This is a genomic window from Amphritea pacifica, assembly GCF_016924145.1.
Taxonomy (GTDB): Bacteria; Pseudomonadota; Gammaproteobacteria; order Pseudomonadales; family Balneatricaceae; genus Amphritea; species Amphritea pacifica.
In genome coordinates this window covers 155,295-175,808 of sequence record NZ_JAFFZO010000004.1, presented here as the reverse complement: position 1 = coordinate 175,808, position 20,514 = coordinate 155,295, and the positions used below count along the sequence as shown (strand labels likewise).

16 protein-coding genes are annotated in these 20,514 nt (G+C 53.0%); 7 read left to right on the top strand and 9 right to left on the bottom strand.

Annotated features, from left to right (window positions below; genetic code table 11):
- Nucleotides 1-231 precede the first annotated feature (231 nt).
- The 3 genes from JW499_RS03335 to JW499_RS03325 form a co-directional block, all read right to left on the bottom strand.
- On the bottom strand, nt 232-1,209 hold the full coding sequence (locus tag JW499_RS03335; protein ID WP_205209256.1) for a glutathione S-transferase family protein: 978 nt from the start codon (nt 1,207-1,209) through the stop codon (nt 232-234).
- A gap of 55 nt (nt 1,210-1,264) precedes the next feature.
- Entirely contained in the window at nt 1,265-1,654 is a 390-nt protein-coding gene (locus JW499_RS03330) for a DoxX family protein (RefSeq protein ID WP_205209255.1), read from the bottom strand.
- Between the two features lie 70 nt (nt 1,655-1,724).
- Nucleotides 1,725-2,642, bottom strand: a complete 918-nt coding sequence (locus JW499_RS03325) for a LysR family transcriptional regulator (RefSeq protein WP_205209254.1) — start codon at nt 2,640-2,642, stop codon at nt 1,725-1,727.
- Between the two features lie 131 nt (nt 2,643-2,773).
- Here JW499_RS03325 and JW499_RS03320 point away from each other — a divergent pair, with 131 nt between their 5' ends.
- The gene (locus JW499_RS03320; RefSeq protein ID WP_205209253.1) at nt 2,774-3,607 is read left to right on the top strand and encodes a pirin family protein; all 834 of its coding nucleotides are present in this window, start codon (nt 2,774-2,776) and stop codon (nt 3,605-3,607) included.
- 19 nt (nt 3,608-3,626) lie between these two features.
- On the opposite strand, the gene JW499_RS03315 is transcribed toward JW499_RS03320, so the two are convergent.
- Together JW499_RS03315 and JW499_RS03310 are read right to left on the bottom strand one after the other, a co-directional pair.
- The gene (locus JW499_RS03315) at nt 3,627-5,183 is read right to left on the bottom strand and encodes a glutamate synthase-related protein (protein WP_205209252.1); all 1,557 of its coding nucleotides are present in this window, start codon (nt 5,181-5,183) and stop codon (nt 3,627-3,629) included.
- A gap of 95 nt (nt 5,184-5,278) precedes the next feature.
- Nucleotides 5,279-6,028, bottom strand: a complete 750-nt coding sequence (locus tag JW499_RS03310; RefSeq protein ID WP_332874003.1) for a sulfite exporter TauE/SafE family protein — start codon at nt 6,026-6,028, stop codon at nt 5,279-5,281.
- 97 nt (nt 6,029-6,125) lie between these two features.
- Here JW499_RS03310 and JW499_RS03305 point away from each other — a divergent pair, with 97 nt between their 5' ends.
- Complete coding sequence (locus JW499_RS03305; RefSeq protein ID WP_205209251.1) at nt 6,126-6,833, top strand: pirin family protein; 708 nt, start codon at nt 6,126-6,128, stop codon at nt 6,831-6,833.
- Between the two features lie 325 nt (nt 6,834-7,158).
- On the opposite strand, the gene JW499_RS03300 is transcribed toward JW499_RS03305, so the two are convergent.
- Nucleotides 7,159-7,848, bottom strand: a complete 690-nt coding sequence (locus JW499_RS03300) for a haloacid dehalogenase type II (protein ID WP_205209250.1) — start codon at nt 7,846-7,848, stop codon at nt 7,159-7,161.
- 128 nt (nt 7,849-7,976) lie between these two features.
- Between JW499_RS03300 and JW499_RS03295 the strand changes: the two genes are divergently transcribed.
- Together JW499_RS03295 and JW499_RS03290 are read left to right on the top strand one after the other, a co-directional pair.
- The gene (locus JW499_RS03295; protein ID WP_205209249.1) at nt 7,977-8,237 is read left to right on the top strand and encodes a hypothetical protein; all 261 of its coding nucleotides are present in this window, start codon (nt 7,977-7,979) and stop codon (nt 8,235-8,237) included.
- 273 nt (nt 8,238-8,510) lie between these two features.
- Nucleotides 8,511-9,665 carry a mechanosensitive ion channel family protein gene (locus tag JW499_RS03290; protein WP_205209248.1) on the top strand — a complete coding sequence of 385 codons (1,155 nt, stop codon included), beginning with the start codon at nt 8,511-8,513 and terminating at the stop codon, nt 9,663-9,665.
- 242 nt (nt 9,666-9,907) lie between these two features.
- Here JW499_RS03290 and hrpB read toward each other — a convergent pair whose 3' ends face one another.
- The 3 genes from hrpB to JW499_RS03275 form a co-directional block, all read right to left on the bottom strand.
- Nucleotides 9,908-12,433: an ATP-dependent helicase HrpB gene (gene hrpB / locus JW499_RS03285; RefSeq protein ID WP_205209247.1), complete on the bottom strand. Its 2,526-nt coding sequence runs from the start codon at nt 12,431-12,433 to the stop codon at nt 9,908-9,910.
- Nucleotides 12,434-12,548: 115 nt separating this feature from the next.
- Nucleotides 12,549-13,529: a hypothetical protein gene (locus tag JW499_RS03280; RefSeq protein ID WP_205209246.1), complete on the bottom strand. Its 981-nt coding sequence runs from the start codon at nt 13,527-13,529 to the stop codon at nt 12,549-12,551.
- Nucleotides 13,530-13,636: 107 nt separating this feature from the next.
- A complete protein-coding gene (locus JW499_RS03275) occupies nt 13,637-14,041 on the bottom strand; it encodes a phnA protein (RefSeq protein WP_205209245.1) in 405 nt (134 codons plus the stop codon).
- A 573-nt stretch (nt 14,042-14,614) separates the two neighbouring features.
- On the opposite strand from JW499_RS03275, the gene JW499_RS03270 reads away from it, so the two are divergent.
- The 3 genes from JW499_RS03270 (at nt 14,615) to JW499_RS03260 (ending at nt 20,411) form a co-directional block, all read left to right on the top strand.
- On the top strand, nt 14,615-16,144 hold the full coding sequence (locus JW499_RS03270; RefSeq protein WP_205209244.1) for an alanine/glycine:cation symporter family protein: 1,530 nt from the start codon (nt 14,615-14,617) through the stop codon (nt 16,142-16,144).
- 218 nt (nt 16,145-16,362) lie between these two features.
- Nucleotides 16,363-17,127 (top strand): substrate-binding periplasmic protein, encoded by a 765-nt coding sequence (locus tag JW499_RS03265; protein ID WP_205209243.1) that lies wholly within the window; start codon nt 16,363-16,365, stop codon nt 17,125-17,127.
- 122 nt (nt 17,128-17,249) lie between these two features.
- Entirely contained in the window at nt 17,250-20,411 is a 3,162-nt protein-coding gene (locus tag JW499_RS03260; RefSeq protein ID WP_205209242.1) for an AraC family transcriptional regulator, read from the top strand.
- The last annotated feature ends 103 nt before the right edge of the window (nt 20,412-20,514 follow it).

Genomic DNA, 20,514 nt, shown 5'->3' with positions numbered 1-20,514 from the left:
ATCGAGATACTTGCTACAAAGGGAGCCTGAAAGGCTCTAAGCCGAGTCAAAGCGTCCCATAAATCTTTTACCTCGTTTTTGCTAACGTCGCTGGAATAGCCTTAGAAAAACAAAACCCCAGCAAAAAATACTGGGGTTTATCAGTAACCTGAACCGCCTGTTATGGCGGTTTTTTTTCTTAGGGCTTAATGGCTTTCATAACGTACAGGCAGCTCATCTATCTTATAACCGTCAAATGCTATCCCGACCGTGGGGTGCAGTAAAATCCAGTTCAGGCCCCAGTGGCACGATCCGGGTGGGGTTGATCATATCGTGGCTGTAATAGTAGTGCTGTTTGATATGGTTCATATCCACCGTTTCAGAGACGCCTTCAATCTGATATAGCTCGCGCAGATAACCGCTGATATTCGGGTATTCGCGCAGCTGTTTCAGGTTACATTTAAAGTGACCGTGATACACCGCATCAAACCGGATCAGGGTGGTAAACAGACGCCAGTCCGCTTCCGTTAGCGTAGCCCCCGCAAGGTAACGATTCTGAGACAGAATATGTTCGATCCGATCAAGGCTGGCAAACAGCTCTTTCACATTGTGTTCATAGGCCTCCTGCGTGGTGGCAAACCCTGAACGATACACACCGTTATTAACCGTCTCGTAGATCCAGCTATTCAGCGCTTCAATCGTATCACGCAGCGCTTCAGGCCACAGATCCAAGGTATTGCCGGCGAATCCATCAAACGCCGAGTTAAACATGCGGATAATCTCTGACGATTCATTACTGACAATGGTCTGCAGCTGTTTGTCCCACAGCACCGGCACCGTGACCCGGCCGGTATAATCCGCTTGCGCCCGGGTATAGATCTGATGCATAAACTCAGAAGCGTACAGATGATCGCCGGTTGAGCCGGTTTCCCTATCGAAGCTCCAGCCCTGTTCCAGCATATGCGGGCTGACAACCGACACCGTGATCAGCTCTTCCAGCCCTTTTAGCTTACGAAAAATCAGTGTGCGGTGTGCCCAGGGACAGGCCAGCGAGACATACAGATGATAGCGACCCGGTTCTGCTTTAAAGCCCCCCTTACCGGAGGGACCCGCACTGCCATCGGCTGTAATCCAGCTTCGATAGCCTGCCTGCTCACGGACAAACTCGCCCTTTGAATCTTTCGTATCGTACCAGCGATCCTGCCACTGACCATTAATTAATAAACCCATCGTTACCCTCACCCCTGGCTGATAGTTAGATTGTTAGTGCGATGTTTATACAAAGCTATTTCGCGCGCTTCGACCAGGCATCCAGGCTATAGCATCCGGCACCATTGGCGACTAACAGCAGAAAACCGCCCGCGATGGCGAAATTTTTCATAAACATAATGAATTGCACCTGCTCCGCAAAATTACTGTGAAAAATCAGTGCGGTTGCAATTGAAAAAAGGGCCAGAGCGGCTGCCACCCAACGGGTCATAAATCCGACCACGATGGCGATCCCCCCTAACAGTTCAAGTGCGATCACGACAGGTAATAGTATGCCCGGCACGCCCATACTCTCCATGTAACCCACGGTGCCTTCATAGCCGCCTATTTTGCCCCATCCGGCAATAATAAAGACTGCCGCAAGGCCGAAGCGTGCCAGCAAGGATAAAACTGCAGAAAAGTTCATCTCCGTCTCCCGTATTGTTCAGGTATACCTCCATATTAGCTTTCTGTATTTCTAATAAAAATCACTTAATTTAGCACTTTATATTCGAAAAATTAGAAACATCTGCATCACAACACCGATGTAACAGCTCTGCAACCCGCTTAATACCAGGCCCCATTCTGTCATGGCGCGCATAGTAGAGTTGCAGCGTCATCTTCCGGCATCTCCCCATCTCCAGTGGTACTGGTAACAATGCGCCCTGATTCAGCAAACGACTGATACGGGTGACCGGAATCCAGGCAAAACCCATCCCCCGACAGATCATCTCAACGGATGTGGAGATATTACTCACCGTCCAGCGCTCATCGGCCTTGAGCCAGCCAGAATCGACGCTCTTGTCGAGAGCTGAATCGCGGGTGACCAGTTGGCGGTAATGCACCAGATCATCGATCTGTAGCGGCCGGTTTTTACTGTAGTGTTTAAATATGGGGTGATCAGGAGAGGCAACCGCAATGAAATCCACCGAAAACAACGGTTCCGCCATAAAATGAGACACCCCGGAGCCGGCGATCGCCAGATCCACCTGCCCCCTATTGAGGGCTTCGGCGGCGCCGGACAGCACCGTCTCATAAAGTTGAATCCGGGTATTGGGGTATTCCTGAGAAAACTGTTCCAGCACCGTGCCGATATATTCCGGGGGAAAAGTCTGATCCACCGCAATCGATATCTCAGGCTCCACCCCCGCATTCAGGCTGGCGGCCAGCGAATCGATGTTGGCAGCGGATTCCAACAGATGCTCAGCCCGTTGCAATAATAGCCGGCCGGCATCCGTCAGGTGCGCTTTGCGTCCTTTAACTTCCAGTAACTTAACCTCCAGCATCAGCTCCATCTTCTGAATCGCATGATGGATGCTCGACTGGCTCTTATGCACCACCTCAGCGGCATGGGCAAAACCACCATGTTCGACCACCGCTTTTAACATACGCCACTGCTCAAGCGTCACCTTCATACCGCAATCCTTTCTAAAAAATAGAATATATAGCTCTATTTATACCGATTTTCATTCCCATATAAAGGACTATTATAGGCTCATATCAGATCAGACGCGGCTCAGACAGACGCAGCCGAAGGAGAAAATATATGACGATTCAGATCATTCCAAGCCATCCATCCGCCGATGGTGCCGGTGTCAAAATACAGCGGGTTCACGGCTTTCGCGATAATGGTCTCGACCCTTTCCTGATGCTGGATGAAATCTATTCAGATAACCCCGATGACTATGGTTCAGGTTTTCCTGCACACCCTCACCGGGGTATCGAAACCCTCACCTATATCCGCCATGGTGGCTTTGAGCATCAGGATCACATGGGCAATAAAGGCGGTGTACAAAGCGGTGAAGCGCAATGGATGTCGGCCGGACGGGGCATTATTCACTCCGAAATGCCACTGCAGAAAGATGGTTTGATGCATGGCTTTCAGCTGTGGCTTAACCTGCCCGCCAGCCAGAAAATGAAACAGCCCGACTGGAAAGATGTAGGCCGTGAGCAACTACCCTGGCAGCCGCTGGAGCATGCCGAAGTGAAAGTGATCGGCGGCGGAATCTCCCTGGATGGCCAATCATTCAACGGCCCGCTGCAGCAACTGCCCGGCAGTGCCACTGTTGCAGATCTCTGCCTGAAAGCTGATGCGGATATCAGTATTGCAAACAGCGCGGGCCGGACACTGCTGCTCTATGTCTACGAAGGGGAACTTACTCTGAATGGCACAACAGTGACGACCCGGCAGATGGCAAAAACAACCGAACCAGAGGTGTTGCAGATCACATCCGCCAACGGCGCCGGTGCTCTGCTGCTCAGTGGCGAGCCTCTGAAAGAGCCGGTGGCTCACTACGGCCCCTTTGTGATGAATACTCAGGCTGAAATTGATCAGGCGATCCGTGATTATCAGCAGGGCACCCTGACCGATTCACAGTAAAACCGATCTCCCCCTCTATTCAGAGGGGGACAACACCTGAATAGGTTATCCCCGAAAGATACGCCAGATCCCGATTCCAGGTAGCCAGATCGCCCATATCAAACTGTTGCAGATGATGATGCCCGCAGGCCCGGGCCATCACCTGCATCAGATGCACCGAGCCGGTCAGAAAGTTGGCCAACTGAGCGGCGGACTTGTCCACATTCAACCGCTGACGCAGGTCGGCCTTCTGGGTTGCGATGCCCGCCGGGCAGTTATTGGTGTTACAGATCCGCGCCGCCACGCAGCCGATCGACTGCATCGCACTGTTGGCCAGCGCAATGCCATCGGCTCCCAGTGCCAGCGCTTTAACAAAATCGCTCGGCACCCTGAGCCCTCCGGTAATGATCAGGGTGACCCGCCCGGAAGCGCCGTTAATATTCAGACAGCGCCGAGCCCTGGCCAGGGCCGGAATCGTGGGCACACTGATATGATCTCTGAACAACTGTGGCGCGGCTCCCGTACCGCCGCCCCGACCATCAAGGATGATATAATCGGCCCCGGCTTTCAGAGCAAACTCAATATCCCGCTCAATATGGTTGGCACTGAGCTTAAAGCCTACCGGAATCCCCCCACTGATCTCCCGAACCCGGTCGGCAAAGTGGCTAAAATCGGCCACACTGTGCAGATCGGTAAAGGTCGGCGGCGATAGCGCTTCCTGCCCCTCCGGAATCCCCCGCACCTGAGAGATCTTTCCGACATTTTTACTGGCGGGCAGATGGCCTCCGGTACCGGTTTTAGCCCCTTGCCCCCCTTTAAAATGAAACGCCTGCACCTGCTCCAGCAACGTTTCGCGATAACCAAATTTAGCACTGGCAAGTTCATAAAAATAACGGGAGTTAGCCTGCTGTTCCTCCGGCAGCATACCGCCCTCACCGGAACAGATACCCGTACCGGCCAGTTCAGCCCCTTTTGCCAGGGCGGTTTTCGCTTCTTCCGAGAGCGAGCCAAAGCTCATATCGGAGACAAACAGAGGGATATCCAGCTGCAACGGTTTTTTCGCTTCCGGGCCAATTACCAGCGAGGTTTCCACCACTGCATCTTCCAGCAACGGCTTACGGGCCATCTGAGCGACCATAATCTGAATATCATCCCAGGCTGGCAGCCGATTGCGGGGCACACCCATTGCGGTCATCGGACCATGGGAGCCGACCCCCTTTATCCCTTCACGGGCCAACTGATGGATAAACTCGACAGTGGACTCCTCAGGCGTATTCACCGCCCGCGGGGGCGTGTTATCGGAAGCACCATCAGACACAGCCGACTCTGGCCCCTCATAGCCCACAGCGGCGGCATCAAACTGTTTATGGCTGCCATCACAATAGGGGGCGTTGCCGGTATGTTTGCAGGCGCACAGCCACGCCTCCCCGGTACGCTCAGCCCGGAACGCTTTGGGTGTCAGGCCCGTCCCCGCATGGGAACCATCGCAGAAAGGTTGTTTAGAGGAACGCCCACAGACACAGAAATGATACTCCTGCCCCTCAATGAGCTCGACCTTAGCGGGTTTGTTATCCGCAACTACCGGTTTTGCCGACATAACTCACTCCCATGAACGGTTCAATGAGTAAAGCCTAGCAGCCATTTTAAAAAAAGAGCCAGCCCTGAATTAAAAAACGATCAGATCAGGCGCCCTCAGATCCCATCATAGATCAGCTTAATACCGACTATCAGCAGCATAATCAGAATAATGCGGTAAAACAGCTGATCATCCAGTTTATGATGGATCACCAGCCCCAGTCTGATACCGATCCAGGCGACAGGGGCCAGCACCAGCCCCACCAGCAGGTTATCGGTATTGATCTGTCCCAGTACACCATAGGCCATCAGTTTGACCAGATTGACGATCGCCAGAAACACCACAGCGGTGCCAAGAAATTCGGCCCGGGGCAGTTTCATAGGAATCAGATAGAAATTCATCGGCGGCCCCCCGGCATGGGCGATAAAGCTGGTGAACCCCGCTACCGTACTGGAGATAGATCCGACTACCGGCGAAGCGGTCCGGCCCAGCGTTGAACCGTTCAGTAACCCCCAGAGCGCAAAACCAATCGACAGAATGCCCAGTAACAGGCGTAATACATCGTCATTCAGATAACCAAACAGCAGATAGCCGATAAAGATCCCCAGCACCGCACCTGGCACCATAATCTTTAACAGATCGTTACGTTTGCTGTGCCACCAGGCCCGTACACTGAAAAAGTCCATCAGAATCAACAGTGGCAACATAATGGCGGCGGCCTGCACCGGACCGATATAGAGCGACATCAGCGGTACGCTAATCACGCCAACTCCTCCGGCAAAGCCCGACTTAGAAATACCGGTTAATAACACACCGATAGCGGCTAACAGCCAGAACGCCCAGCTAAATGACAGGATAAGATCCACTGAATTCCCCCGATAAAAGCAGCATTTTACCCTGATGCAGAGGACGGTAAAACTTATCTTCGTATTTACACTCTGCTGCGGACAGGGTAAAACAGTGATGAACAGTTCTCACTTGCGAACCCAGATGATCAGAATAAAACGTGCTTCAGACCGGGGTTATGCCCATTTCGGCTGGCTTGAATCCCGGCATGTATTCTCATTCGGCAGCTATTTCGATCCAGAATGGATGGGAGTTTCCGAACTGCGGGTGGCCAATGAAGATCTGTTGCATCCGGGTGCGGCAATCGATCCGAGCACCCATCAGGATATGGAGATCATCTCCGTTATTCTCGATGGTAAAAACCTGCATACTGACTCACTGGGCAACCGAAAGCTGTTAGAGGGACGCAGTCTGCAACTGCTCAGTACCGGAACAGGCACTGAGTTTACCGAACAGAACGCCTCGCTGGAAAACAACCTGAAAATGCTGCAGTTCTGGATCGTACCCGAGACCACCGGCAATCCACCACGCTATCAGTCGCGTAAACTCCTGAGTCGCGAGGGGGTACAACTGATCGCATCCCCTGATGGCCGGGATGATTCGCTGCAGCTTGGTCAAAATGCTGAGATGTATCAGTTCCGTCTGCAACACGCCAGCTACGGTCTGCCAGCCGCAGCCCACGGCTTTCTGTTTCTCTTCAGGGGCGAGCTGGAGGTCAATGGAAGTTTATTACTGGCGGGCGATGCGATGCTATTTGAAGATGAACCACTGATCTCCCTGCGGGGAATCAGTCGTGCCGAGGGCTTTTATTTCACCCTGCCCTGAAAAACCCTGCTCCTGACCGGGAAACCCCCGACTCCTGACTTAAAAACCTCTGCTCCTGACCTGAAAAGGGTTCGGCAAACAGCCTGATTCAACCGTCAGCGTTTTTAAAACAGATCGGTATATAACAAAAAATTCCAAACAGAATGGGGCTTTCAGCCCGATTATCCCGGAGTGTAATAAAATTTTTACCAAAACATTGTTGCAATGCACAAAAAATTCGCTATATTGAAATAGCACTTTGCTTTTTGAGCCACTAATTTGGCTTACTTCGACCCGGCGCCCGCCGGGTCTTTTTTTTCCGCACCGCACCAAAAGCGAGCATTCATCACTCTAAACCGTTGCTTATACTGAACTCTTCTGCAAGATTCTGGAGTGAATTCACGGTTTTATCCGGTGAAATATCCCAAAAATCAAACACCGCAGCCGGATCTCGCTGAATCCATGCGGCATTCAGACCCGCATGCTTAGCCCCCATCACATCCCAGGCATTGCTTGATATCAGCCAGGCATCGCCCGCCCGGCTGGCGGTGCGATTTAACAGATGCAGATAGACCGCCGGATCGGGTTTATAGCGTTTAATCTCATCGACACTGACAACATCATCCAGCAACTCTAGCACATTGGCATTGTTCAACAACGCTCTGACCTTATCAGCAGGTCCGTTAGAAAAAGCCACACAGTAGTGGCCCTGCGCCCGCAACGACTCGATAGCAGGAATAACATCGCTATAGGTCGCCAGTTGCTGATACTGAGCCATCAGGAACTGTTGTTGCTCTGTCGTCAGGGAGAGACCGGTTATTCCAAGGGCATACTCAAGAGCCTGCAGGGTACAGACATTAAACGGCTCGTATCGCCCCATCAGGCCACGTCGAAAGGCATACTCTACCTGTTTTTCCCGCCATATACTGGCCAGATCTGCGGCTTTATCACCCACCATCATCTGCAGATGCCTGCCCATCTCGAGTGGATCGACCAGAGTGCCATAAACATCAAAAGCAAAGGTCTGTCTGTGCATATCTGTTCTCCAGTGGCTTGTTCAGATCGGAGGCTATCACGATGATAAACCAGAAATCATCAACACAAGCACAATGCATTGAGTCGCTGACATCAAGTTTATGATGAAAGCCGGGGCAGGAACAGCCAATGAAAGCATCTGATAAAAACGGAACAAAAAAAGAGAGCCCCGCGCTAGCGGGGCTACATGTGGCATGCGAAGTATTTTCTTCTATCTCTTTTCAGCCCCAACTTATTGAGGCTATTGCTTCTCTGTCTTTGCAGAGTAACTTTAGCTTAGTACAGAATTTCCGCTTCGAACTTGAAAATTTTTTATACCCACACGGGCTTAATTGCGATTATTTTCTGTTGCCGCCCCCCGGTTTAAAAGCCGTGTCCACAACACGCTGAATCGGGAACGAAACCAGATTCAGGCTCACCATTTATTACTCTGTTCTCTGGCACTTATCGCTACACTTTATACCACCCGTATAACCGACAATCTCCACTACGCGGTGATTCCCCATATCGGGCTATACTTATCTCTATTGGTATACAGCAGATCAACGGGATACGCTGCAACCGGACAACTCTCAGATGAGCGACAGACTCCAGTCGCGGATGCGATCAAATGCCCGTTGTGACCGGTAAGTTCAATTGCAGTCTGTCTTTGGAGAGGTGTAAATGGCGACATCAGAGATCCAGAATTCAGATCCAGGCACTCAGACCCCTCCCCCGGAACTGATTATTGACAGAATACCCAATCTGAAAGATCTCTTGCCCGATACACTTCAACCTTATTGGGCCGTGTTGGAACACTATCCACTGATTGGCGCAATGCTGATCGTAATGGTCTCTTTCATGGTGGCCTTTTTGTTCCGGGCAATACTCATCCGCAGTCTGCAAAACGTTTATGTATCATCGCCAGGCTTTGCCGAAGAGAGGGTTATCCGGCACCTGCGCAAACCGCTGTTTACCACAATACTTTTTTTCGGTTTTACCCTCGCAGCCCAGATCGCAAATCTGGAAGTGGTAACCAATATTCTGGTAAATCTGTCGGTGTCCGTGATCGTCGCCAGCGGGATGCGCGCAGCGTTTCACCTGAGCACAACGATCCTGGAATCCCTGAGCAGCAGTCACAACCGCATCCCGGTTATCGAGCCACAGACGATTCCGATTCTTAACCTATCGGTGCGGCTGATTGTGATATTAGTGGGCAGCTATTGTTTACTGATCATCTGGGGAATCAACCCCCTCGGCTGGCTGGCTTCAGCAGGTATCGTCGGCATCGCCGTGGGTTTCGCCGCCAAGGATACCCTGGCAAATCTGTTTTCGGGTTTTTTCATTCTGGTGGATGCACCCTACAAAGTGGGCGACTATGTCAATCTCGATAGCGGGGAACGGGGCCGGGTGACCCATATCGGTCTGCGCAGCACACGATTGATGAGTCGCGATGATATTGAGATCACCCTGCCCAATGCAGTCATCGCAAATGCGAAGATCGTCAATGAAAGCGGTGGCATCAACTCCAATATCAGGATAGCGATAGCCGTCAGCGTCGCCTATGGCTCTGATGTCGATCAGGTCTGTGAGATCTTACAAACCATTGGCAACCGCTATGAGGAGTTTTGTGAACTGCCAGAGCCACGGGTTCGGATGCGGGCTTTCGGTGCTTCCGGTCTGGACTTTGAACTGCTGGGCTGGATTCACAACCCCGAAGACCGGGGCAGAATCAGGCATGAGATGCTAATGGAGATATATAAGCAGTTTGCAGCAGCCGGCATTGAGATCCCCTATCATAAAACAGATGTCTACGTTAAGGAGTTCCCCAAAGGCTGAAACCTTTGTGGGTGCTTTGCGCTTTACCTGGCCCGGATGCACCATGTTTAATTTTTGTGGAGCGATACCTCCCCAAACTAAAAGAGACTCACCACAGTCCCCAGAGGGCATGCTAAGGGCACGGAGAGCACAGAGGAACCTGATGAATAGCTCTTCTCCGTTTGCTCTGTGTCCTCTGTGGTAAAACATTTTCCTATGCCTTTTTAGCGTCAAGCCCCCTCGCCATAAAGTTTTTGGCGCCACTAATGGCGTTTATTCCGTTTGATCCCATCAGAGGGCAGCGCCTCCTGCGGGTTATCCGGCCACTGATGTTTTGGATAGCGCCCTTTCATATCCTTCTGTACATCGCGATAACTATTGGCCCAGAAGCTGGCAAGATCCTGAGTCACCGCCAGCGGTCTGCGCGCGGGTGACAACAGGTGTATTTTAACCGCCACACCATAGCCGATTACCGGGGTCTGGGTTGAGCCGAACATCTCCTGCAGTTTGACCGCTAACACCGGCGGAGATTCGCTGTAATCGAGAGTGGCACTGTGCCCCGAAGGCAGCTTCAGCCGCACTGGCGCAAGCTTGTCCAGCTCGCTGGGCAGTGGCCACGGCAATAGCCCCTGCAGTATGCCCGCCAGATCAAGGCGGTCAAAGTGATTGATATGATTTACCGGATCAAGCCAGGGCGCCAGCCAGCTTTCCATCGTATCGAGCAGGGCCTGATCAGACAGATCCGGCCAGCTCCCCCCTTCAGGTTGCGAGCGATGCAGAAACATCACCCGCTGACGCCAGCTGTTAATCTCCTGAGTCCAGGGAAGCACCTGCAATCCCTGCTTGCGAATCATCTCTGTCAGCGCCTGGTTCTTCTCTTTTACCGGCACCTCTGCAAGCGCCTCCCGGGCTAATACCAGCACCCCGATGCGGCGCTGCAATTCACAACACATCCGTGCCTGTTGCCGCTGCCATTCGACCACTTTATGCTGCTCAACCAGGCCTGACAGCTCATGGGAGAACAGCTTTTCCGGTAATGCGATGGCCAGAAACACCCGGTCGGCGCTCTGCCCCTGCATCCCCCCACAACTGGCCACCGCCAACCAGCGATATTTTGCCAGCGGATCACTATCCGCTAACCTGACGGCCCGACCACCACTTAACTGATAATCGCCGCCGACATCACTGCGTTTAGCAGCGATCCGATCCGGATAGGCCTGAGCGATCAGCATGGCGCACAGCTCGGTTTCTGGCAGATTAACAGAACGCTGACTGAGTGTACTCAGATGGCGGCTACACAGGCGATAGAACTGCTGACTCAGTTGGCGAATACGCTGCAGAACACCCTTCTGATTGGCAGCACAGGGGATATCCCCTCTTAACCAGTGCAGGCGACGTTCAAAATCGGCATCACCGCTCAGTGGATCCCGCTCACTGAGCAACGCAGCAATATCACAGGCCAGCCTGACACACTGGCTCTGCCAGCCCACCAGCAGCAGATGCGCAAGTCTTGGATGCAGCGGCAGCAACGCCATCAGAGCGCCGCTCTCGGTGAGCTGCAGACCAGTCTCCATCGGTTTTAATGCACCGAGTCGCAACAACAGCTCCCGCCCCTGAGTCAAAGCGGCTTCCGGTGGTTGATTCAGCCAGCGCAGTTCGGCTGGGTCCGCTACCCCCCAACGGGCCATCTGCAGGGCTAACGGGGTCAGATCGGTGGACATGATTTCCGGTGTCGCATGGGGCGCCAGTTGACCCTGCTGATTCTCGGACCAGAGCCGGTAACAGCACCCGGGTTCCATCCGCCCTGCCCGGCCGGCCCGCTGAATGCTGGCGGCGCGGGACACTTTACAAGTATGTAACCGGGTCATGCCACTGGCGGGATCAAGCCGGGCTTCACGACTCAGTCCGGCATCGATAACCACCCGGATCCCCTCGATTGTCAGACTGGTCTCAGCAATATTGGTGGCCAGTACCACCTTACGCTGTCCCGGCGGAGACGGCGCTATCGCCTGCTGCTGCGCCTGAATAGTCAGATCGCCATACAGTGGCGTCAGAATGATACTGTCTGGCAGATGGCCCTGAAGGTTGCTCATGACACTGCGAATCTCTCTCTGCCCCGGCAGAAACACCAGCAGACTTCCGGATTCCTCCTCCAGCGCCTGTTCGATCGCCCTCGACACTACGTTTTCCAGTCGCTGATCGCGACCGACGGCACCCAGATACCGGATATCCACCGGATAGATTCGTCCTTCACTACTGATCAGTGGAGCTTCGGGTAACAGCTGATCGATCACCCGCTGATCCAGAGTCGCGGACATCAGTAACAGTTTCAGCGGCTGATCTTCACGAAACAGCTCCCGCCCCTGCAGGGTCAGCGCCAGACCAAAATCCGCATCGAGACTGCGCTCATGAAACTCATCGAAGATCACCAGGCCATAACCGTCCAGGCTCGGATCATCCTGCAGCATGCGCGTCAGAATCCCCTCAGTAACCACTTCAATACGGGTCTGGGGGCCGCTTTTTGAATCCATCCGCACCCGGTATCCCACGGTGTCACCAACGGACTCGCCCAACTGCTCTGCCATACGGGCAGCCGCCATTCTCGCTGCCAGCCGCCGGGGCTCCAGCATCAGAATTTTCTGACCGGCAAGGTCGGGGTGCTGCAGCAGTTCAAGTGGCACCAGGGTTGTCTTACCTGCACCGGGGGGCGCTTCCAGCACCACCTCATCATGCTGACTCAGGGCGTCACTAAGCTGATGCAGAACAGCGCATATGGGAAGAGAACTCATGGGCAAATGTAATCCGGTGTGGGCAACAGAAAAAAAGCTATTCTAACAGCCAGACGTGATATTACAGGCAAAAAAAACGCCATATCAATATGGCGTTTTCTCAGTGGCACAAGACCTATGCGGTTTCAGCGACCGGATTGCTGCTCTCTACAGGAGCATCCGTTGCGGCGGCATCCACTACCGGATCACCGGATACAGCGGCAGCCGCTGGATCAGTTTCCCGGTTATGATGCGACCGATGAGCGCGATTTTCATGGTCATCCTCATGTTCATGCCGATCATGGCCGTGATGGCGGTTATGAACCATCTCACCAAGACGGGTGATATTCTCCTGCATTGAGTTCTGCCGGGTTTCGCTGCTGCTGGTAAAGCGAACATCGTGCTGCACCAGATTTACAAACAGACTCATACTAAACTCTGTGGCATTGGCAACATGCTGCTCACTGCTGCTGACCTGATTCTGCAGCTGCTCAATAAACGGCGCTAAGGCATGCTGGGACGCGGCTGGGGCTTCGTCTCCCATCGCCTGAACCTGACGATATTTCTCAATGGCCCGATACTCAATCGACTGCTGCATAGAGATATCCATCTGCGCCAGCTGTTCCGGGTCCAGGGTTAGGTCGCCCGCCTGTTGCAGCGCCGTTTGCAGATCCCCATTAAAGAAGCTGCTGGCCAGCGAGGAAAGATCCTGAACCAGCGAGGCGATGGCATCGATCTCTTCAACATCCAGCTCACCTTCCACTGTAAAACCAAAATCACTGCTCTGATTTTTTTCGATACTGTAGCGCTGACTCTCCCGCCCCGGCCCACTGCGCAGGCTGTAATCAGATTGATAACGGGTTTCGCTATTGAAGGTGATTTCAACCTGATCACCATCCTGAGTGGTCAGATTGATGGTAAAGCTGTCATCCCGGTTAAAGCGCTCTTTCAGTGAGTATGACTGGCGGGAGGCCACGGCAGCCGGACTACTACCCTCCTCGGTGCCAGAAACAGGGCTACTCTGCCCGCGGGGGGCTGCTGTGCCGACGCCCGAAGCGCCGGGCTGAGAAAGCCCGGGATTAAACATGAACGGAGTTGAGCTGAAGGAGTTAAGCATCGCAGGCCCCGGTTTTATTATTCGTAAACCGGGTTATCGCCCGCCAGGCACTGATCTCAAATGAAAAAAAATCATATTGTCGGGGGCTGAAGATGAAGCCCGCTGTTTCAGAAAAGATCAATATCCTCTGACCAGGCCCGCTCATCCTCTTCCATATAGACCTGTTCCAGCAACGCATCAGCCCAGTCCTGCTGCTTCGCCAGATGTCTGAGCAGCGCCACCGAGATCACCTTAACCGGGGCCACGCTGCTCCACATAGAGGTCGCCAGAAAGCGCCAGTATGCAGGATCGATCGTTTTCGGCCGGTCCAGCTGCCCCTGACAGGTTTCGCAGATCATAATACAGTGATCGTAATTTGGCTCCGGTTCGATAGGCGGCACCTCATAGACCACCAGCTTAACCCCATGGCTGTCACACAACTCGCATTTAGAACCGCAGCGGCGCACCAGGTCTTTGCCGAACTGCGACAACCCATGGTGTCTTTCCTGATGTCTCGCATGGCCTTTTGACATAGGAGTATTCCTTTAAAATCAGACAAATATAATACCTATAACAATAGGCTCAAAGCAGAAAAAAGTTAAGCACCGCAAAAATATCTTTCCTCAAGGCCGCTATAGCGGGCTTCCACAAGATTGCCTCCCGCCCCAGAAACAGGTCTGGCACGCCAGGAGGTAAACAAGGCACGGCAGGATATTCCTCCTCAGACAGATTCACTCTACAGTCTTGCACCTGTAGATAAATGAAGACACAGAAACACCCCGGCTTAAGCCTCCACCGCCAGATTGCTCTTCGGTGCCAGAGGTCCAGAAAACGGGCTGTGCCATCTGCTTATTATCTTAATAGCTGATTCTCTGGTTAATCCTTCATGACAGCGAAATGCCTGGATAGCATTTCATTAACCGCTATCTGACGGAGCAACCGGTTACAGGACTGTTGGCAGCAATCCTCAGATATCACCAGTACTCTGGCAATAAATATCTGACAGTGACAACAGCCTGCATCCATCTTCACGGGATGGATGACTATAGCAAAACAATAATTCTAACTTTCGTGCCCAGCACGTTGCTTTCCGGAGACACTTACACATGCAAGAATTTGTCGATTTTACAAACGGCATTATCTGGAGCCCGGCTCTGATCTATCTCTGCCTTGGGGCAGGTCTTTTTTACTCTATCCTGACACGCTTTGTACAGGTACGAATGTTCCGCGAAATGTGGATTTTGCTGTTCTCTGGCAGAGCCTCTGAAAAAGGGATCTCCTCTTTCCAGGCTCTGGCTGTTTCACTGTCCGGCCGCGTTGGCACCGGTAATATTGCCGGCGTTGCTGCCGCTATCGGTTTCGGAGGCCCAGGGGCAGTGTTCTGGATGTGGGTCGTTGCCTTCCTGGGGGCGGCCACAGCATACACCGAATCCACCCTGGCACAGATTTACAAAGAGGAACACGAGGGACAATACCGCGGTGGTCCGGCCTTCTACTTCGAGAAAGCGATGGGACAAAAGTGGTTTGCCTGGATCTTCGCTATCGCCACCATTCTGGCCTGTGGTATCTGTCTGCCTGGCGTCCAGGCGAACAGTATCGGCAACGCCGTAGAAGCCACCTTTGGCTCCGGCGCGATGATTGAAACCACCATGGGTACGCTGAGCTTCGCGAAAATTCTTACGGGCACCGTTGTGGTACTGATTCTGGGCTTCATTATCTTTGGCGGGGTTAAACGTATCGCCAACTTTACCCAGATCGTTGTCCCCTTCATGGCACTGGCTTACATCATCATCGCGGCGGTTATCGTGCTGCTTAACATCGATATGCTGCCAGGCGTGATCGGCATGATTTTAGAAGATGCCTTTACCCCAATGGCCGGTATGGGCGCAGCCATCGGCTGGGGTGTAAAACGGGGGGTTTACTCCAACGAAGCGGGTCAGGGTACCGGCCCTCATGCTGCCGCTGCCGCTGCCGTTGAACATCCGGCGCAGCAGGGACTGGTTCAGGCGTTCTCGGTTTATATCGATACGCTGTTTGTCTGTTCGGCTACCGCATTTATGATTCTGATCACTGGTGCCTATAACGTCCATGGTGTCGGTGATACATTCCTGGTGCAGAACCTGGGGGCGGATATCGCCGCCAATGGTCCGCTGTTTACCCAACAGGCCATTGAGCGGGTGCTACCGGGGCTTGGCAATCCGTTTGTCGCCTTCGCCCTGTTCTTCTTCTCGTTTACCACCATTCTGGCTTACTACTACATCGCCGAAACCAACATCGCTTACATCCAGCGTACTTTTAAAATCCCTGGCATGATTGGCGCCCTTAAACTGGTGCTGATGGCCGCGACTTTCTACGGTGCTGTAAAAACAGCGAATCTGGCGTGGGGTCTGGGCGATATCGGTGTCGGTCTGATGGCATGGCTGAACATTGCCGGTATTCTGATCATCTTCTTCATGTCCAAGCCTGCTCTTAAAGCACTGAAAGACTACGAAGAACAACATAAAGCCGGCGTTGACAGCTATACCTTTAACCCTCTGAAACTGGGCATCAAGAACGCCACTTTCTGGGAAAAACGGCACAGCAAACTGACCGCAAAAGTGAACAAAGAAACTGAAAAAGAAACTGAGCTGGTTTAACACTATTTCAGCTTATCAGATTCAGCGCTACTGACATGAAAGCCCGCCCCTGCAACTGGGCGGGCTTTTTTGTTTCCCTTCCTCCCGCGATCAACACTCAAACAAGCGGTAAAGATTCAAATACCCTAAGACTGGGTTAAAATAGACGCTTACTAGTCTGACCGGTTTATAGCCTGGCAGCGCTAATCCCGAGTCGTTTCCAGGGTGATAATAAAACCATGCCGATAACTAATCTCACCAGACACTTTTTGCTGACTATGCTGTTACTGCTATTAAGCAACACAGCACTGGCGGGCTGCCAAACCCGGTTTCTGGTCGGCTGGCTGGACTGGAAACCTTACCAGGTGTGGCACAACGATAAAGTCACAGGGATGGATATAGAGCTGCTTAAAGTGATTATGAACAAAGCGGGCTGCCGCTATGAGCTTACCAAGGTCCCCTGGGAGCGGACCATGCGCTATATTAAATCCGGTGATCTGGATCTCGCGCTCGGCGCATCAAAAACCGCAGAACGATCCGAGTGGGCCTATTTCTCTGAACCCTACCGAAGAGAGATCATGGCTCTGTTTGTCCGGCGCGACGAATACACTAAATGGAACACGGCGCAAAACTTCGAACAGCTGGCCGGTTTAAACCCTCGCGTTATGGCGTTACGCGGAGCCTATTACGGCAGCACCTGGAATCAGATAAAAGACCGCTTCTTTGTCCATCAGCTGAACAAGTATGAGCAGTTAATCAAAATGCTGGGGGTGCAGCGTACCGATGTTGTACTGACCGACCTCTACAACGGCAAAGTATTAATCAAAGAACTCGGCCTGGAGCACGACATTACAACGCTGGACTGGAATGCCAGCGATGATGATATCCATATGATGTTCAGTAAAGCCACTGTTAATCCCGATGATATCAGGCTGATCGATGAAGCGATTCGTCAGCTGCGTCAATCCGGCACACTGAAACAGGTCATCGATCGTTACCGCTAACCGCTCAGAGCAACTCAATCGCACGAAACGGCACGAAAAGACATACAGCCGGGCAACATCATGATATTCTTGTTTCTAACAACAAAAATATACATACATCCTTCCATGCCAACTTTATTTTCATGACGGTAACCACAGCAACAACCAAACTGCTGGAGCCGGTATTGCAACTGGCCCAGCACTACAGGCTGGACCAGACCGGGATTCTGGAAAGCGCATCACTGACCCATGAAGAGTTTGCTATACCCGGGGCTCGCTTTCCTGCCTCAGCCTATGGTCAGATACTGCAGACCCTGGCTCAGGCCTCTGACAACCCCCGTATCGCTCTGAATCTGGGGGAAGCCACCCAGCCGCGTATACTCGGCTCTATCGGCTTTCTGATGTCTACCGCAGCGACGCTGGGCAAAGCCTATCAGGCTCTGATCGATTATCTGCCGCTGCTGCTTGAAGGGGCGATTATTCAGATGGAGCAGTCCGTTGAGGGAACCCGGCTCACGCTGGAACTGAACGAGCCAGAGCTGCAACCGGTTGAATACCTGCTCGCCTGCCTGATCAACTGGCCCCGCTGGTTAACTGGCCACCAGATCCCTGTCCGTCTGGTCCAGCTGGCGTTTCCGGAACCTGATAACCTGTTACCCTACCAGCAGTTTTTTGCCGCAGAGGTGCAGTTTGATGCCCCCAGAAACCAACTGTTACTTGCCAGTGACTACCTTTCACTGAGCTGCCTCGACGCCAACCCTGAGATGCATCAGTTGCACCGGGAGTTTGCTGATTCCCTGTTAAGTAAATCGGCCCAGCAGAGTGCCCTGACAGCACAAACCCGGAATCTGATCAGACGCCAGCTGGCCGAGGGTAAAGGTTGTATCCGCCGGGAGCAGATCGCCGCCTCTGTAGGGCTCAGCCTCAGGACGCTGCAACGCAAACTGGGTCTTCTGGGGACCAATTTTCAGGATATCTATGATCAGACCCGGCGGGATGTTTGCCTGCAACTGATCCAGCGTGGCCAGCTGAGTTTTGGCGAAATCGCATTTCAGTTAGGTTTTTCAAATCAGTCTGCGTTTCAAAAAGCATTTAAACGCTGGATGGGTGTCGCCCCCAGCCAATACCGGCAACAGATCAAACCCGTCGCCTTTATTGAAACCTCATCCACCGCCCGCCAGCGGGATAGCCATACCCAGTGGCTGCAACAAAACAGCAGCCGCCAGCGCATCAATAAGATTGAAAAACGTATCAGTAAACTCAACAGTTTCACCCTTGAACTGCTGGAATGGGCCGCTCTGCTGGGCGAACAGTTTAGCCTGGTCGAACTGGGGGAGATCACCAACAATCCGGTCGCGCGGCTGGCAATACACCTCTGGCCTGCCGAACAACTCGGACTGATCGATATTGGCCGCAACCCAGCAACAAACGCCACACCAGAAGGCGGCGAAAGCCTGGGCGACGGGACAGAAAACGATTCTGTAGATAAACAGACCCTTTGCTACTTTTGTCATGCGGAGATTCGCAGCACAATCTACCAGCGACTCAGCGAAGCAGAGAAAAGCGCGCTGCATCGGCAGTGCGGCATGGCGATGCTGAGCCGTCTGCCGGCCACCTTTACACTGGATCAGATAGCCCCGGTACTGTGGCATCTGAACCGCGCATTTCAGCATACCGATAGCCAGCACAACAAACGCCTGCGACGTCTCAACATTCGTGCGGCCAGACTTGCGCAGCGGGAACAACGTTTTGACAGTGCCAGCCGTTATCTGTCAAACGCCTACCGGCTACTGAAACCCAATCAGACCAGCAAAAAAAACAAGCTACTTCTGCAACGGGCTAAATTACACCTGCTGGCGGGCGAGGTTGACCCCGCCGACCAGTGTTTGCAGCAACTGCCCGCGGGAAATATCGAATCACAGGACAGCATTAACGCAGCACTGATCACCGCCGAAATCTGCTTACATCGCAACCAGCAGGCACTGGCGTTAAACCACCTGCTGGAGCATCTGGCTCTGCTGACTGATTCCGCGCTTCCGGAAACCGACAACCAGCAGCTGTTACTCCTGTTGGCACTGCACGACAAAATCAGCTCACTGATCGATGCTCAGCAGCTACCACAGTTAGCGCCACTGACCTCACCCGAAGCGTTGCTGCGGTTGCAGCTACTGGAAAAGATCAGTCTGATCGCACGCCAGCAAAGTAAACCGCTGCTTGCCGCCTGCGCCATCGGACAGATGACACTCCTCAGCCTGCAGCAGGGACGTACCCACCTGACCTCGTTTGCCTTTGTCAGTTATGCCTGGGTTGCCAGTTGGTTTTGTGGCGACTATCCGCTGGCGCAGATATTTTCAGTTCAGGGAATGCAGCTGGCAAACCAGTTTGGCGGGCTGCTGTCGCAGGATACCGATGCTTCATCGTGTGACACAGATAAGCAACCAGATATCGCCACTAACGCAGCCCTGTTGCAGTGCAGCCAGGTGCAACACTGGTTTGCCCCGCTGCACAGTGCCAGAGAGCAGCTCCAGCACGTCGCATCACTGTGTGAAAAACATGGCCACTGGCTGATACAGAGCGAGTGCCGCCTGCTACAACACCAATTGTCGCTGTTAACGACCAACGCGCTGACGGAGCAACTCACCCAGTGTCGTCAACATTATCATGCGATGCTTGATCGGCAGCAGCCCCATCCGGCAGCACGCCTGCAGCAATCATCACTGCTGCTGATGGAACAGCTCGGTGGTGAAAAGCCCCTGCCAGACGAGGTCGAATATCAGCATGGCTGGCAGGCTATCAGCACAATCATGGCTGCCTTTCTGCTCAACCAGCAACACCTCTGGCCCGAGCTATATAGCTGGGAAGCCTCCCTTGAAAATGAGCTGGCCGGCTATTTCTGTGTCAGTGAAGCCCTCTTTTGTACCGCCATGATGCGACTCATTCTGGCACAACCCCAACAGTTGCTGGTACAGCGCCGGCGTCTGGAAGTTGAGCAGATAGAATCACGCTTCGAACTCTGGGCGAAACACTGCCCGGAAAACTTTAAAACACAACTGCTTCTGTTGCAGGCAGAAAAAGCCCGCCTGCTTAACCGGCCCGCCGCACCATTGTATGAACAGGCCATTGAGAGTGCAGAGCAGCAGGGGTTTAGTCATCACCCGGCACTCAGCTATGAACGCTACGGGGATTTTTTACAATCGCAGGGACAGCACTGTCTGGCCCGTTTCTGTCTCAACAAAAGCCAGGACCTCTATACCCACTGGGGTGCCCACGCCAAAGCCCGGCAACTTGACAGAGTACTGAGTTAATCGATTATCACAGCCCTGACAATAAAAACTAATGGACACACGTTGGATATGAAATTAGCAAGCCCCGTCCGCTTTTTCTGGTACTCGGGCAACATTTACTGGC

Bases quoted from the DNA above. Each gene is read 5' to 3' on its own strand.
- JW499_RS03335 (WP_205209256.1), bottom strand. From the start codon at position 1,209: ATGGGTTTATTAATTAATGGTCAGTGGCAGGATCGCTGGTACGATACG.
- JW499_RS03330 (WP_205209255.1), bottom strand. From the start codon at position 1,654: ATGAACTTTTCTGCAGTTTTATCCTTGCTGGCACGCTTCGGCCTTGCG.
- JW499_RS03325 (WP_205209254.1), bottom strand. From the start codon at position 2,642: ATGAAGGTGACGCTTGAGCAGTGGCGTATGTTAAAAGCGGTGGTCGAA.
- JW499_RS03320 (WP_205209253.1), top strand. From the start codon at position 2,774: ATGACGATTCAGATCATTCCAAGCCATCCATCCGCCGATGGTGCCGGT.
- JW499_RS03315 (WP_205209252.1), bottom strand. From the start codon at position 5,183: ATGTCGGCAAAACCGGTAGTTGCGGATAACAAACCCGCTAAGGTCGAG.
- JW499_RS03305 (WP_205209251.1), top strand. From the start codon at position 6,126: ATGAACAGTTCTCACTTGCGAACCCAGATGATCAGAATAAAACGTGCT.
- JW499_RS03300 (WP_205209250.1), bottom strand. From the start codon at position 7,848: ATGCACAGACAGACCTTTGCTTTTGATGTTTATGGCACTCTGGTCGAT.
- JW499_RS03295 (WP_205209249.1), top strand. From the start codon at position 7,977: ATGAAAGCATCTGATAAAAACGGAACAAAAAAAGAGAGCCCCGCGCTA.
- JW499_RS03290 (WP_205209248.1), top strand. From the start codon at position 8,511: ATGGCGACATCAGAGATCCAGAATTCAGATCCAGGCACTCAGACCCCT.
- hrpB (WP_205209247.1), bottom strand. From the start codon at position 12,433: ATGAGTTCTCTTCCCATATGCGCTGTTCTGCATCAGCTTAGTGACGCC.
- JW499_RS03280 (WP_205209246.1), bottom strand. From the start codon at position 13,529: ATGCTTAACTCCTTCAGCTCAACTCCGTTCATGTTTAATCCCGGGCTT.
- JW499_RS03275 (WP_205209245.1), bottom strand. From the start codon at position 14,041: ATGTCAAAAGGCCATGCGAGACATCAGGAAAGACACCATGGGTTGTCG.
- JW499_RS03270 (WP_205209244.1), top strand. From the start codon at position 14,615: ATGCAAGAATTTGTCGATTTTACAAACGGCATTATCTGGAGCCCGGCT.
- JW499_RS03265 (WP_205209243.1), top strand. From the start codon at position 16,363: ATGCCGATAACTAATCTCACCAGACACTTTTTGCTGACTATGCTGTTA.
- JW499_RS03260 (WP_205209242.1), top strand. From the start codon at position 17,250: ATGACGGTAACCACAGCAACAACCAAACTGCTGGAGCCGGTATTGCAA.